The sequence below is a fragment of the Gordonia sp. 135 genome (assembly GCF_009720185.1).
In the GTDB taxonomy this organism is placed as follows: domain Bacteria; phylum Actinomycetota; class Actinomycetes; order Mycobacteriales; family Mycobacteriaceae; genus Gordonia; species Gordonia alkanivorans.
In genome coordinates this window covers 1,300,667-1,314,824 of record NZ_CP046257.1, presented here as the reverse complement: position 1 = coordinate 1,314,824, position 14,158 = coordinate 1,300,667, and the positions used below count along the sequence as shown (strand labels likewise).

Sequence of the window (14,158 nt, the reverse complement as noted above, 5' to 3'; positions counted from 1 at the left end):
TGCACCCACCGGAGGAGGAGCAGATGCGTGAGCTCCGCGTCGTCGGGGTGGAAACCGACGGTTCCCACGTCATCTGCCAAGACCCTCAATCAGGTGAGAAATTCCGGATCGCCTCCGACGAACGCCTTCGCGCCGCGGCCCGCGGCGACATCACCAGGCTGGGACAGATCGAGATCGAGATGGAAAGTGCATTGAGGCCACGAGAGATCCAGGCACGCATCCGCGCAGGCGCCTCCGTCGCCGAGGTCGCCGCCGCGGCCGGGGTTGGTGTGGACAAGATCGAACGATTCGCCCACCCGGTGCTGCTCGAGCGCAGCCGCGCGAGCGAACTCGCCGGTGCCGCCCACCCGATCCGGCACGACGGCCCGGCCGTCGCGACCCTCGCCGAATCCGTGGCGGAAGGGCTCGTCGCATACGGCCACAACCCCGCCGACGCCGACTGGGACGCCTGGAAGGACGACGGCGGCTACTGGGTCGTGCAGGTCGCCTGGAGCGTCGGACGCACCGACAACCTCGCGCACTGGCGCTACCAGCCCGGCACCCACGGCGGCACAGTCGACCCGCTCGACGACCTCGCCGACGAACTGACCCACCCCGAGACGATCGCGCCGCGACGCCGGCTCACGCCGGTCGCCGCACCGGAGGTCGCCGTTGAGACCACGTCCGACGGCCGCGAGGAAGTCACCATCGACGCCAACTCCCTCATCGGTGCGCAGCGTGCGCGGCAGGAACGTCGCGCGACGCACGACGACCACGGCACCGTCCCCCTCGATTTCGGGTTCGACGACGAGACCGACGCGCACACTCCGCCGGCTGCGGTCACCCCGATCTCGGCTCCCGTCGCACAGGCTCCCGACACACAGGCTCCCGACGAAGTAGCTCCCGTCGAACGGGCCGTCGACGACGAGGAGCCCGCCGAATCGGCAGTCCGGGAGACCACCGAAGCCGACGCCGCCCCGGCGACCGCCGAGGACAGCACTCACGATCCGTCGGAATCGTCTGCGTCCGGCGAGCCCGGACCGGCCCATGCTGACCGTCCGCGCAAGAAGAAGACCCGCAAGCCCGCCGTGCCCGCCTGGGAGGACGTCCTGCTCGGCGTACGTAGCAACGGGAACAGCTGATCGATGTCGGCACGCGCGGCCACCGTCTGGTTCATCGACTCCCCTGACCCGGCCGACGACCTACGAACCATCGTGCGCGCACAGCAGCACGATCATCAGCACGCCCAGCAGCTTGCGACGAAGATCTATGGCGACAGCGTGCTCGTCCCGCTCGTCGACACCGACCTCGCGACCGCGGCCGCCGCGAAGGATCACCACGTCTACGCCGGTTATTACGGTTCGCTCGCGGTGATCTCGTGCTCGCTGTTCGAGACGGCGACCCCCTCGACGCTGACCCGGACGCTGGCCGCGGTCCGACCGAGTGCGGTGACGACGCTGCTGTACACCGAACCCGAGACGTCGTTCGGTGCGTTCGCCCGCTGGGAGTCGGGTTCACTTCGACGTTCGTTCTCCGCCGACCCGGTGACCATCCACGAGGACGACGGCCTCCCGTTCACCTTCGAGAAGCCGTTCTGGGGCGGCGAATACCCGCTCACCTACGCCGAGGGTGTGCCGAACCAGGGGATGGCGCTGCCCTTCCACCCGGCGCAGCTCGCCGAGGAGGCCAACCGGTCCTGGCTCGGGTTCCGCTACACCCATCCCCTCGCGCCGACCGACCTCGACCCGGCCGACATCACCGTCACCTGCTTCGCGCTTCACCCCGCGGAGTACGAACCCACCGCCGCCGACTTCGAGAACTACCGCAGAGCCACCGCCGCGCGTAGTGCGGAACGCACCGCGCACGAGGGCACGCCACGCAAGCGCGGAAGATTCCGGGAGTACTTCGGTTTCTGATCCGGGTGGCTTCTGTTCCCGGACGACTTGTCGCCCTCAGTCGTACAACGTCACCTTGCCGAGGAGTGCCGCCAGTTCCAGTTCGACAGCAGACAGCTCGGAGCTCGACAGCTTGCGGGCAGTCGGCCTCGCCGGCCGATAGTCGATGACCCTGCGTGCGACAAGGCGCACTCCATCGCCGGACTGCTCGTCTGGTCCGTGAATCTCGTTGCGTACCTGTTTGAGTTGTTCGGCGAACCGGCGGGGGATGTCGGGTCGCCGGTTGATGCGCTCGGGGTTGGGTGGTGCGCCGGGTTCGGCGTTCAACCGCCAGGCGCAGCGGCCTTCGTCGGGACCTTCACGGACCATGCGGGTGGTGTAGCCGCCGGGTTCATTGCTGACCATCCGATTGTGTTTCGGGCACGCCGGTGCGAGGTCGGTGATGTCGGTGAGTCCACCGAGACCCCAATCCAGTTGCGCGTGGTGCATTTCCACGTGCGCGGCGGATATGCCGCAGTCGGGGGTGGAACAGACCTCGCCGTCGGGTCGGGCGAAGGACACGAGACGTTGTTCACGGGTGGCCAACCTCTTGCCGCGTCCGAAGTAGAGCGGGATTGCGGTGGCGTCTTTGAACACCGCCAGCCAGGGCTGGGTGTCGGCGGCCATGTTGACGAGGTCGGTGATCGGGATCAGGGTGCCGGTCGCGGTGGTGGCGAACCCGGCTTCGCGTCGTAGGTCGTTGACGTCGGCTTTGATGATCAGCTGGATGGGTAACCCGCGGTGGCTCTTACCCAGGAGTCCGTCGTCGAACACGGCTTTCAGGAGTGCGTTGAGGGCGTCGTGGTTGAGCTGGGCGGGGGTGCGGTCGTCGCGTGCGGCTGCGGCTTCGACCGCCTCGGGGTCGGCGTCCTCGATGGAACCGTGGGGGGAGTCGGGGTCGTCGGGGTTGTTCATGCCGGGTTTGGCCCAGACGGCGAGCAGCATGGTGATGCGGGCGAGGAGTTCGGGGGTGAGGTTGGCGGTCATCTTGGCGGTGCCGTCGGCGCGTTGCCGGTTGACCGACAGATTGCGGCGACGTTTGCGGTCGGTGTCGTCGGTCAGTGTGCCGTCTGGGTCGAGGTGGGCCAGCAGTCGTGCACCGAGGGCGGTGATGTCGGCGGGGGTGTGGTCGACGGCGATCTCGGCCATCTGTCGTTCGGCGGCGACCTTTACGTCGTGGTCGACGGCGTGTGGGATCTGGTCGAGGACGTCGAGTACTGCCCGGACGTGGGAGGTGCTGACCTTGCCGTCGGCCAATGCCTCTGTGAACCACCCCTGGTTTGATGCCGCTTCCTTCTGAGTCAGGAAGGATGAGCTCATGCCTAAGAAAATCGATCCGGAGGTCCGTTCGAGGGCCTTGCGGTTGCTGGAGGTGCACGGCGGCGAGTACACGTCGTTGACTGCCGCTGCCGAAGCGATCGCCAAGCAGGTCGGTGTCGGCGGGGAGACGGTACGTCGGTGGGCAGTGCAGGCACAGGTCGATGCCGGCGCCCGCGCGGGGACCACCTCGAAGGAGTCCGCCGAGATCAAGCGACTCAAGGCGGAGAACAAGCAGTTACGCGAAGACGTCGCCATTCTGAAAGCGGCGACAACTTTCTTCGCGGGGGAACTCGACCCCCGCAACCGATGATCGTGGCGTTCATTGATCAGATGCGCGCCAACGGTTTTGCGGTCGAGTCGATCTGCCGGGTCTTGCGGGAGCAGGGCTGCATGGTTGCCGCACGAACCTACCGGGCGTGGCGAACCCGGGCACCTGCCGCACGGACCGTCTCCGACGCTCACGTCGTCGAGGCGGTGCGCAATGTCGTCTGGCGCACCGATGACGACGGCCGGCGGAAGATGACTCCGGAGGGCCTCTACGGGCGGGTGAAGATGCGCGCCCATCTGCACCGGACAACCCTGCCTGGGGTGTCCTATGGCGCCGTTGATCGAGCGATGAAAGTGTTAGGCCACAATGGAATTCGAAGGTCCAAGGGAGTCCGCACGACCGTCAGATCCGCTGATGGTGTACGCGCGGAGGACCTGCTGAACCGACAGTTCAGTGCCGCCGAACCCAACCGGGTCTGGGTGACCGATTTCACGTACTGCCGGACATGGGCTGGGTGGGTGTACGTGGTGTTCATCATCGACGTGTTCTCGCGCCGAATCGTGGCGTGGCACGCATCGACATCGAAGACAGTGGAGCTGGTGACGGTCCCGCTTCGGATGGCACTGTGGCAGCGGAATCGGGAAGGGCATCCGGTGAAAGCTGCTGAGCTGATTCATCATTCGGATGCCGGTAGTCAGTACACATCGGTTACACTGACTGAGCGTCTGCGCCTGGAAGACATCGCCGCGTCGATCGGAACGGTCGGGGACGCCTACGATAACGCGCTGGCCGAGTCGGTGAACGGCTTGTACAAGACAGAGTGCATCCGGACCACGATCTTCCACTCCGGTCCGTACAAGACCGTCTCCGACGTCGAGTTCGCGACCGCCGGTTGGGTCGACTGGTACAACAACAGCAGGCTGCACTCGAGTATCGGCCAGATACCCCCGACCGAGTTCGAAACGCTCCACTACTCTGGCCTCGGCCCCGAGGACCAGCCCACATTGGAGGCGGCACAGAACCTAGGGTGATTCACTGCCAGAGCGGGGCGTTCGGGTTCGAGTGGTTCGCCGGTCGGGCTGAGGTGGGTGGCGGTCGCGTGGCGTTGTTTGGTGCGGCGCATGGGGTCGGCCATGCGTAGGCGGTGGGTCATGAACTGGGTGATGCTGCGGTGGCCGGTCTTGTGGGGTAGGTCGCGGTCGGCGATCTCGATGAGCTGTCGGTCGCCGGCGAAAGTGAGTCGGGCGATGGCGCGTTCGGTTCCGGCGGCGACGTCGATGAGTTCGGCATCGGAGCACTGTGTCAGATCGACGGCCTGGAGTTCGGTGGTGATCCGGTGCAGTTCCTGCACGAGCTCGGAGGGGCGGGTCGACGGCCCGACGTCGGTCTGCGAGATTTCGGTCAAGACGGTCACCCCCCGATGCCGTGTTCGAATTTATGTGGCACTCTTGACGGTTCTGTGGGTGCCTCCCGGTGCGCCTGAAGCGCGCAACGCCCTGTCTCACTTAAGGTTTGGTTTGCGAAGACTAAACCGAGGAGCAGGGCGTTGCGCGCTACTAGACTACTGCAGAAGTTGCTGAAGATCGAGAACCTGGTGGTTCTTGATGTCGGCGTTGAAGACGACGATGACGGCCAGTTGTTGGTCGTCTCGGTCCGTGCGAAACGCGGGCAGGACTCGCGGTGTCCACACTGCCGACGGCGTCGACCAGGCTATGACCGCTCACACCATCCGCGCCGTTGGCGACACCTCGACCTGGGCGGGATGCGCTGCTACCTGCAAGGACACATTGGACGGGTTGACTGCAGCCTGCACGGCGTCGTCACAGAACATGTGCCGTGGGCACGGCCGGCAGCAAAGATGACGCGCCGATTCGACGACACGGTCGCCTGGCTCGCCGCGCACAGTCCATCATCCGCGGTGTGTGAGTACATGAGGGTGTCGTGGCGAACAGTGCAACGCATCATCGCTCGAGTCGTTGCCGATCACACCGGACAGGCCGACCGAATGGATGGGTTGCGCAGGATTGGTATCGATGAAATCGCCTACCGAAAAGGTCGGCGATATCTGACGGTGATCGTCGACCACGACACCGGCAGGTTGGTGTGGGCGCGTGAGGGTGCAACCAAGAAGACGCTTCGCCAGTTCTTCGACGAGCTCGGCGCCACGCGCAGTGCACAGCTGACCCATGTGAGCGCCGACGCGGGTCAGTACATCGAAACGGTTGTTGCAGAACGTGCTCCGGATGCCATTCGATGCATGGATCCGTTTCATGTCGTCCAGTGGGCCACCCGTGCCGTGGACCGTTGTCGTAGCCGGGTCCTCAACCGGATCCACGGTCTGTCCAACGACGATCGTAGGAATCTGAGGTGGGCACTGTTGAAGAACCCTGAGAACCTCACCCCCGGTCAACAGCGGACCCGTGAGCTGATCGTCAAACGCGCCAATAGTGAACTCGCTCGCGCGTATCAACTGAAAGAGGAACTCCGCCATATCGTTACCGGGGAGCATTCTGGCACGTGGCGACGGCTCGAGCACTGGTTACATCGAGCTGATCGTAGTCGAATCATCGAACTCGTCGGTCTCTCCAGATCGGTACGACAGCAACAGATCCAGATCTACAACTCCGTTGTCGTGGGCCTATCGAACGCCCGGGTGGAGGCCACCAACACGCATCTGAGGGCACTGACCAAGCGGGCCTACGGATTCCACTCACCAGAAGCACTCATCGCGATGTCGACACTCACGCGAGGAGGGGCGTGTCCTGTTCTGCCACACCAGTAGTGACCCACGAAACCGTCAGGAGGACCATTTATGTTCGACTGTACTCGCAATCCCATTGCCGCGCAACGCGTATCGAACATCGATCGATCGCGGGGATTGTCGGTGGCGTCTGGTAATGGGCGGCGTGGTGCTGCCGTCCCTTCGATACGCTCGCAAGCTCGCTACTCACGGAACAGAACGACGCTCGCAAGCTCGCTACTCACGGAGCAGAACCGGTCAGCGCCCCATGATCAGCAACGCGACCGACGATGTGATCCCGGCGAGGAAGCCGATGAGCAGGCCCCACACGATCCAGCGCCACACCTGGCGGTAGCGGAACTCCCAGAGGGTCCAGCCGAGGCCGCCGGCGACGATCAGCACCGCCGCGATGCCGAGGAACTCGAGGATGCCGCCGATGAGTTCGTAGATCCCGACGAGCACGAAGGCACCGAAGAGCGCACACACCGCGGACACGATGATCCCGAGCGCCCAGGGCGTGGGCTCCGCGGCCCGATCGAACGGTTCGGGGGTGTTCACTCCCCCATCGTGCCCGACCGGACGCGTTCGTAGAACGCAACGGCCGCGGCTGTCGCGACGTTGAGCGAATCGGTTCCGCGACTCATCGGGATGCGGGCCTTCACGTCCGTCGCCGCCATCGCCGACGCGGTGAGCCCTGGCCCCTCGGCGCCCACGAGGAAACCGACCTTCTCGGCATCGACCGCCTCGGCGAGCGTGACGGCGTCGGGATCGGGGGTCATCGAGACGAGACGGAAGTCGCGCGAACGCAGTTCGTCGAGTCCGCGCGGCCACTCGTCGAACTTCGCGAAGGGCACCAGCAGCGCGTGACCCATCGAGACGCGCACGCAGCGCCGGTACAGCGGGTCGGCGCAGCCCTGACCGAACAGGACGGCATCCACACCGAGGCCGGCGGCGTTGCGGAAGATCGAGCCGATGTTCTCGTGGTCGTTGACGCCTTCGAGGATCGCGACGGTGCGCGCGGTCTCCAGGATGTCGGACACCGACAACACCTCGGGGCGTCGCGCGACGGCGAGCACGCCGCGGTTGAGGTGGAAACCGACGATCTCGGCCATCACCTCGGCCGACGCCCGGAAGAACGGGACTCCCGACAGCGACGGGTCGCGCAGATCGTCGTCGAGTTCCTCGAGGCGTTTGTCGACGCCGAGGAAGGCGTGGGCGGAGAACCGCGAGGCGATCATGCGCTGCGCGACGAGCACGCCCTCCGCGATCACCAGGCCGCGTCCCGGCCGGCCGCCGGGCAGAACCGGAAGGTCGGGTCGGCGGTCCACCGAGTTGAGGTCCCGAAAGTCCTCGACCCGGGGATCCTGCGGGTCGTCGATGTCGATCACTTCCACTGCGAGCCCGGGCACCGCAACAGTGTGCCACCCGCCACCGCCGTGACCTGCGACACCCGGTACAGAACCCAATGAGTGCCCGAGTCGCAGTGATGTGAAAACGTTGAAGTCGTGACCAACAGCGGCTCGACACCTCAGTCACGTCTGTCCCTCAAGCGCGCCACCGACGCCGACTGGGACGACATCATCACCACGGATGCCCGCGCATTCGCGATGCGCAATCCGCTGCCCGACGACGAACGCGCCGACCTTCGCGGCAAGGTCGCCGACGACGACATCGTCCTGGTACGCGACACCGGCCTGCCGTCGAAGCCCCTTGTCGGGGTGTCGATGTTCTACCGGATGTCGATGTCGCTGCCGGGCGCGGGTGTCGCCGACACCGTCGGCCTGTCGTGGGTCTCCGTGGCATCGACGCATCGCCGTCGTGGAATTCTGCGCACGATGCTGACCGAACTCTTCGAGCAATGGGAGGCCGAGAACTACACGTTCGCGACCCTGACCGCGAGCGAGGGCACCATCTACGAGCGCTTCGGGTTCGGTCCGGCCTGCTTCTCCAACACCGTGTCGATCACGCCCGGACAGGCTCCGCTCCGCGGCGACCAGCCGAAGGACGCGACCGTGCGGTTCGCGGACGCCGCCGAGGTCGCCGCGGCCGTCCCCGATCTCCACGCACGCTGGACGCTCACCACTCCCGGTGCGCTCACCCGCACCCCCGCCTGGTGGGCGCCGATCCTCGCCGACCGTCCGTCGGAGCGTCCGCTGCCCGCGAGCGGACTGCACTACCTGCTCCACGACGACGGCTACGCCAGCTACCGCATCTACAAGAACGAGAACGGCGGCGTTCGCGGCGAGGTCAACGAGGTCTTCGCCGTCACCGACGAGGCCCACACCGACCTGTGGCGGGTGCTCACCAGCCTCGACCTGATCCCGTCGCTCACCGCGACCATCCCGGTCGACGATCCGTTGCGGCACAAACTCATCGACGCCCGCGCGGTGTCGATCACCGGTCTGCGTGACGAGATGTGGCTGCGTATCCTCGACATCCCGGCCGCGCTGGGGTCGCGGAAGTACGCCGCCGACCTCGATGTGGTCATCGAGGTCACCGACGAGTTCCGTGGTCGCGGAGGGGTATTCACGGTGTCCGCGCGCGGGGGCGACGCGATCGTCGCCCCCGCACCCGACACCGCAACGCCCACGGTGAGGATGGACACCTCGGTGCTGTCGAGCATCTACCTCGGCGGCATCCGCCCGTCGGCGTTTGCGGCGGCCGGCCGGCTCCGCGTTGACTCCCCGACAACGCTTCGAGCTCTGGACCAGGCCTTCACCACCGATCGAGCACCGTTCTCCGGCACCTTCTTCTAGTGTTAGATCGCCCGGGAGCGAGGTATCTCGGTGTCGGGCTGGTTGAGGATCTTGTTGAAGATCTGCACGCCCTCCCGGAGGGTGTCCCGTTCGCTGGGCGTGAGTTCGCGTAGACGGTCACTCAGCCAGGCCTCGCGTGCCGCCAACTCCTCCTTGATGACCTCGACCCCCGAGGCCGAGAGCGTCACGATCGCCTGGCGGCCATCCGTCGGGTGCGGTTCACGCTTGATCATCCCGAGGTCCGACAGCGACGCGATCACTCTCGTCATGGAGGGCGGGCGAACCCGCTCGGCCGCGGCGAGGGCGCCGGGTGTCATCGGGCCTTCGTGATGCAACGTGTAGAGGGCCGAGAGCTGCGTCAGCGAGACCAACTTGTTCTCGCGCCGCCCTCTCAGACGGCGCGCGAGTCGTACGACGGCGAGGGACAAGTCGCCAGAGAGACTTCCGTCACCATACGGTGAATGCATTGCCCCAGCGTAGGGCATGTAAATCACCGTCGAACCCTAAGCATTGCAAATTGACCCGGCTGGATGACAAAACCGGTCGCAAATTTTGACTACACGCGTTAGCCGATGAGGTCGGAGATCGGTCCCCGCGCGAAATAGGCGACGAAGACCGCGGCCACCAGCCACAGCAGCGGATGGACCGTGCGCGCCTTGCCCGCGGCGGTGGCCATCACCACCCAGCTGATGAAGCCGATGCCGATGCCGTTGGCGATCGAGTAGGTGAACGGCATCGTCACGACGGTCAGGAAGGCAGGTATCGCGAAGTCGAGGCGACGGAAGTCGACGGCCGTCAACTGCCCGATCATCATCGCACCCACCACCACGAGAGCCGGCGCGATCGCCTCGAGCGGGATCACCTCGTAGATCGGGGTGAGGAACATGGCGACCAGGAACAACACGCCGGTGACGACGTTCGCCAGACCGGTTCGTGCACCTTCGGCGATACCCGAGGCCGATTCGACGAACACAGTGTTCGACGACGCCGACGCGGCACCGCCGGCGATGGCACCGGTCCCCTCGACCACCAGCGCACGCCCGATACCGGGGAGGTTGCCCTTGTCATCGGCCAGACCGGCCTCCTTGCCGAGGCCCGTCATCGTGCCCATCGCGTCGAAGAAGTTCGACAGGACGAGCGCGAACACGAAGACCGACGCCGCCAGCACACCGATCCGGGTGAAGGCGCCGAACAAGTCGACATCTCCGACGAGGCTCAGATCGGGTAGTCCACCCAGCGCGGTGGGGATGTCGGGCACGGTGAGGCCCCAGCCCGAGGGGTTGTCCATGCTGGAGCCGTAGTCGAAGATGCGCTCCAGCACGAGCGACAGGACGGTGGTGATCGCGATACCGATCAGCAGACCGCCGGGAACCTTCCGCACCACCAGGACACCCATGATGAGAACACCGAGAGCGAAGATGAGCGTCGGAACGGTGGCGATCGAGTTGTCACTGCCCAGCTGGACCGGGACCGTGGTTCCGGCGGCGTCCGGGATGCGTTTGACGAAGCCGGCGTCGACGAAGCCGATGAAGGCGATGAACGCGCCGATACCGGCGGCGATGGCCGCCTTGAGTTCGCTCGGGACCGCGTTGAACACCGCCGTGCGGAAGCCTGTCACCGCCAGCAGCACGATGATGATGCCGTCGACCACGACGAGGCCCATCGCCTCCGGCCATGTCACCTCGGGTGCGATCGACACCGCGAGAAGACTGTTGATGCCGAGACCCGCGGCGATCGCGAACGGGTAGTTGGCGACGAGGCCGAACAGGATCGACATCACGCCCGCGACGAGTGCGGTGACCGCGGCGACCTGCGCCAGCGGCAGCACGTTGCCGAGCACGTCGGCGTTCTTCTCGCCGCCGGGGATGCCGCCGATGATGATCGGGTTGAGCACCACGATGTAGGCCATCGTGAAGAACGTGACCAGGCCTCCGCGGAACTCGCGGTTGAGCGTCGAGCCGCGCTCGGAGATCTTGAAGAAACGATCGATCGCGCCGTTCGGCGTCGCCGTCCTCGCTCCCCTGGTGGTCGAGGGGCCGGTGTCCTCGGGTGGCGCTTCGGCAGCACCCGTGTCGGCCGCGTCGGTCGTCGTCTCGGACGAGATGTCGGCGGGGTCGTCGGCGGGGGTCAGATCGCGGGACTCACTCGGGACGTCTTTTGGCACCTGTCGAAAGCTACTCTTTGTCTCATGCCGGATACAGTCGACGTCCCCGAACTGCCCCGCGCGCTGCGTGCGCCCGAGCCGGTGATCGTGGTCGGGATGGTCGCCTGGCTGGTCGCGACGGTGGTCGTCGCGGTCGCCGACCTCGGCGGCGGCAACGCGCTGACGATCTGCCTGGTCGGGCTGGGCGTGGGACTTCTCGGCACCACGATCGTGCTGGTCCAGCGGGCGGGAGTCCGACGCGGGGCCCGCGGCGCACAGGAGGGTCTGGACTAGAACGGGCCGTCGAACGCGTCAGTCCGCCGAGAAGAGAATCCACCCGACGTGTTCGCGTCCCCACGCGCCCACCTCGTCGCGGTTCGCGAACGGACGTGTCTCGAGCGTGGTCAGCAGGAGCGAATGTGTGATGCGGACCATGACCTCGGCGACCCGCCGCGCCTCGTCGTCGCCGAGCGGGGCGTCCCCGGTCATCAGACCCGCCACCCGGGCGGCCAGATAGTCCACGGCACGGTCGAAGACCGGCGCCGACGACACCGTGAGCACCCGCAGTGTCGTCGCCGGGTCCGCCGCGTACTCGCGGGCCAGTAGTGGGTGGTCGTAGAACGACCAGAAGATCGCCGCGAACCCCTCGATGAGCCGCTCCCGCGGATCCCCTGTTCCCGCCAGTTCCCGGTCGACGCGGGCGAACAACTCGTCGGCCTCACGCGAGAGCAGGTCGGAGAAGAGATCCTCCTTGTGCGGCCAGCGACGGTAGACGGTCATGTGGGACACGCCGGCCAGCGCGGCGATCGCCTCGATCGACGTCCGTTTGAGCCCCTTCGCGAGCAACGATGACATCGCCGCATCGAGGATCTTCTGCCCCGTCCGCTCGGCCCGGGACGCGCTCGGCGTCTTCACACCGCCATCATTGCAATGTTAGTGTTCGGCCGAACTACTAACATTGGAGTTTCATGACCGCCACCGAGAACCCGGACGCGTCCGTCGCCGACACTTCGGCGCCGCCCGCAGTCGACCTCGCCGACCTGCCACCGGCCGTCGAGCAGTTCCGGTGGCATCTGGGCAGTGTCCTGTTCGGATTCTTCGGCGCCTCCTTCTTCGACCAGGTGGCGCTCGTCCCGGTGGCCGCGGCCGTCGACCGTACCGGCCGCTTCGCCGAGAACTTCGTCGATCGCGGACTCCGCAGCTTCAGTGCCGAACAACTCGTGCTGTGGGGCGACGAGAGGACGCGCCACGCGTTCGCCGACCGGTTGAGGTTCCTGCATCGTGAGGTCCGGGGCACCGGACGCGACGACTTCGACGAGATCCGGTACAGCGCACTCGATCCCACGCTGTGGAACTGGATCGCGATGAGCGCGATCATGGGCTACCTCAACACGTTCACGGCGTGCACGGGCATCGAACTGTCGCCGGAGGAGGAAGAACTCGCCTACGCGGTCGCACTCGAACGCCTGGGCATCCTCTCGCTGCCGGGGAAGTCTGCCCAGCTCCCACCAACGCTCGCCGATGCGCGCCGCTGGTACGACGGCGTCGTCGACGAACACCTGCAAGCCAATCCGTTCCTCGACGCCGTCACCGACCAGCTGACCCGCCTCCCCCTTCCGACGATCGGCATGCCGCCAGTCCTGCGCATCGCGCTCACGCCGCCGTGGTTCGTCATCCGCCCATTGGCCGGCCACGTCGTCAAGGTCTGCTCGTTCAGCGTCATGCACCCCGGCGTCCGAGAGCTGACGTCGGTTCGCCTCGACCGCCGCGAACAGTGGGAGTTCCGGATCTACAAGCGACTGCTGCAAACCGCGTGGCGCCGGCTCCCTCGTCGGATCGTGCTCACGCCCATGGCGTATCACGAGTACCGCCGCGACCAGCTGGCACGTACGTACCATTCGATCCAGCTTGAATCGTTCGCACCGACGTGCCCGGTCTAGTTCTCAGCCGGCGACGATCTCGTTCAGCCGCTTACCGATGATCCCCACCGCGAAACCCAGCCGTTCGAAGTCCTTGTTGGTGGTCTGCCCGTGGTAGAAGCGGTAGTAGATCTGCTGGGCGATGACCACGGCCCGGAAGAGGCCGAAGGCCTCGTACCACCGCCACCTCTCGGGTGACATCTCGAAACCCATACGCTCGCAGTACCGTTCGACGAACTCGGCGCGGGTGATCATCCCCGGCATGTTCGTCGGGACGCGGCGCATGAGTTGCAGCTCGTCGGTGTCGTCGGCCTGAATCCAGTAGGCCATCGAGCCGGCGAGGTCCATCAGCGGATCGCCGAGGGTCGCCATCTCCCAGTCGAGGATGCCGATGACCCTGGTCGGGTCGTCCTTGTCCAGCACCACGTTGTCGAGCTTGAAGTCGTTGTGGATGATGCAATTCGCCACGTCCTCGGGCTGGTTCTCGGCCAGCCAGGACATCGCCTCCTCGAAGTCGGGGACGTCGTCGGTGTGTGCGTTGCGGAATCGGGTGGTCCAGCCGTCGACCTGCCGTCGGACGTAACCGAGCCCCTTACCGAGGTCGCCGAGCCCGGTCTTCGACGGGTCGACCGAATGTACTTCGACGAGCGTGTCGATGAAGTTGAAGCAGAGCTGCCGCGCCTGATCGGCGTCCAGCGGAACGTCGGCCGGCCACTCCTTGCGCGGGATGACACCGTCGATGCGACCCATGACGTAGAAGTCGGCGCCGAGGACCGAGTCGTCGTCGCAGAAGGCGATCATCGGTGCGATGTAGCGGATCACCCCGGCGAGCTCGGATTGGATGCGGTACTCGCGGCGCATGTCGTGCGCCCCGCGGGCCTTGGTGCCGCGCGGTGCCCGACGCAGGATCAGGTCCCGCGTCGGATACCGCAGCAGGAAGGTGAGATTGGAAGCGCCACCGGCGAATTGCCGTACCTCGGGCACCGCGTCGAGTCCCTCGACATCCGGGGCCGCGGTGCGCAACCACGCGGCCACCGCCTCGACGTCGAACGCGTCCTCTTCCCGGACCTCGCGCGCCTCGGTCACCTGGTCAGCCATT

At 66.1% G+C, this 14,158-nt stretch carries 14 protein-coding genes and 1 pseudogene; 7 read left to right on the top strand and 8 right to left on the bottom strand.

Annotated elements, in window-relative coordinates; all coding sequences use genetic code 11:
- Positions 1–23 precede the first annotated feature (23 nt).
- Positions 24–1,121 carry a septation protein SepH gene (gene sepH / locus GKZ92_RS06010; protein WP_035751322.1) on the top strand — a complete coding sequence of 366 codons (1,098 nt, stop codon included), beginning with the start codon at positions 24–26 and terminating at the stop codon, positions 1,119–1,121.
- Between the two features lie 3 nt (positions 1,122–1,124).
- Positions 1,125–1,895 carry a DUF6928 family protein gene (locus tag GKZ92_RS06005; RefSeq protein ID WP_035750952.1) on the top strand — a complete coding sequence of 257 codons (771 nt, stop codon included), beginning with the start codon at positions 1,125–1,127 and terminating at the stop codon, positions 1,893–1,895.
- A gap of 36 nt (positions 1,896–1,931) precedes the next feature.
- Here the strand turns inward: GKZ92_RS06005 and GKZ92_RS06000 are convergent, their stop codons facing one another.
- Positions 1,932–3,233, bottom strand: a complete 1,302-nt coding sequence (locus GKZ92_RS06000) for a DUF222 domain-containing protein (RefSeq protein WP_230461908.1) — start codon at positions 3,231–3,233, stop codon at positions 1,932–1,934.
- Between GKZ92_RS06000 and GKZ92_RS05995 the strand changes: the two genes are divergently transcribed.
- Positions 3,232–4,532 (top strand): IS3 family transposase gene (locus tag GKZ92_RS05995; protein ID WP_155225059.1). Its coding sequence is split into 2 segments (ribosomal slippage): positions 3,232–3,505 and positions 3,505–4,532, totalling 1,302 coding nucleotides; the frame shifts between segments, so codons are not numbered across the junction. The two genes, GKZ92_RS06000 and GKZ92_RS05995, sit on opposite strands and share 2 nt — an antisense overlap.
- 5 nt (positions 4,533–4,537) lie before the next feature.
- Here the strand turns inward: GKZ92_RS05995 and GKZ92_RS05990 are convergent.
- Positions 4,538–4,915: pseudogene (locus tag GKZ92_RS05990) on the bottom strand (HNH endonuclease); the annotation flags it as partial.
- A gap of 132 nt (positions 4,916–5,047) precedes the next feature.
- Here GKZ92_RS05990 and GKZ92_RS05985 point away from each other — a divergent pair.
- Complete coding sequence (locus GKZ92_RS05985; RefSeq protein WP_155225094.1) at positions 5,048–6,283, top strand: ISL3 family transposase; 1,236 nt, start codon at positions 5,048–5,050, stop codon at positions 6,281–6,283.
- Between the two features lie 216 nt (positions 6,284–6,499).
- Here the strand turns inward: GKZ92_RS05985 and GKZ92_RS05980 are convergent, their stop codons facing one another.
- Positions 6,500–6,799, bottom strand: coding sequence for a DUF2537 domain-containing protein (locus GKZ92_RS05980; protein ID WP_006360677.1), 300 nt, complete (start codon positions 6,797–6,799; stop codon positions 6,500–6,502).
- Positions 6,796–7,650 (bottom strand): TrmH family RNA methyltransferase, encoded by an 855-nt coding sequence (locus tag GKZ92_RS05975; RefSeq protein WP_035753036.1) that lies wholly within the window; start codon positions 7,648–7,650, stop codon positions 6,796–6,798. Before GKZ92_RS05975 ends, GKZ92_RS05980 begins: the two co-directional genes overlap by 4 nt.
- A 96-nt stretch (positions 7,651–7,746) precedes the next feature.
- Between GKZ92_RS05975 and GKZ92_RS05970 the strand changes: the two genes are divergently transcribed.
- Complete coding sequence (locus GKZ92_RS05970; protein WP_035753038.1) at positions 7,747–8,997, top strand: GNAT family N-acetyltransferase; 1,251 nt, start codon at positions 7,747–7,749, stop codon at positions 8,995–8,997.
- A gap of 2 nt (positions 8,998–8,999) precedes the next feature.
- Here GKZ92_RS05970 and GKZ92_RS05965 read toward each other — a convergent pair whose 3' ends face one another.
- The gene (locus tag GKZ92_RS05965) at positions 9,000–9,464 is read right to left on the bottom strand and encodes a MarR family winged helix-turn-helix transcriptional regulator (RefSeq protein WP_035753039.1); all 465 of its coding nucleotides are present in this window, start codon (positions 9,462–9,464) and stop codon (positions 9,000–9,002) included.
- Positions 9,465–9,562: 98 nt separating this feature from the next.
- Positions 9,563–11,161, bottom strand: coding sequence for an NCS2 family permease (locus GKZ92_RS05960; protein ID WP_075862743.1), 1,599 nt, complete (start codon positions 11,159–11,161; stop codon positions 9,563–9,565).
- 24 nt (positions 11,162–11,185) lie between these two features.
- Between GKZ92_RS05960 and GKZ92_RS05955 the strand changes: the two genes are divergently transcribed.
- Entirely contained in the window at positions 11,186–11,434 is a 249-nt protein-coding gene (locus GKZ92_RS05955; protein WP_035753043.1) for a DUF2530 domain-containing protein, read from the top strand.
- Between the two features lie 18 nt (positions 11,435–11,452).
- Here the strand turns inward: GKZ92_RS05955 and GKZ92_RS05950 are convergent, their stop codons facing one another.
- Entirely contained in the window at positions 11,453–12,055 is a 603-nt protein-coding gene (locus GKZ92_RS05950; protein ID WP_155225092.1) for a TetR/AcrR family transcriptional regulator, read from the bottom strand.
- 53 nt (positions 12,056–12,108) lie between these two features.
- Between GKZ92_RS05950 and GKZ92_RS05945 the strand changes: the two genes are divergently transcribed.
- Positions 12,109–13,080, top strand: coding sequence for an oxygenase MpaB family protein (locus tag GKZ92_RS05945; protein WP_075862745.1), 972 nt, complete (start codon positions 12,109–12,111; stop codon positions 13,078–13,080).
- Between the two features lie 3 nt (positions 13,081–13,083).
- On the opposite strand, the gene GKZ92_RS05940 is transcribed toward GKZ92_RS05945, so the two are convergent.
- On the bottom strand, positions 13,084–14,157 hold the full coding sequence (locus tag GKZ92_RS05940) for a phosphotransferase family protein (RefSeq protein ID WP_035753048.1): 1,074 nt from the start codon (positions 14,155–14,157) through the stop codon (positions 13,084–13,086).
- Position 14,158: the final 1 nt, after the last annotated feature.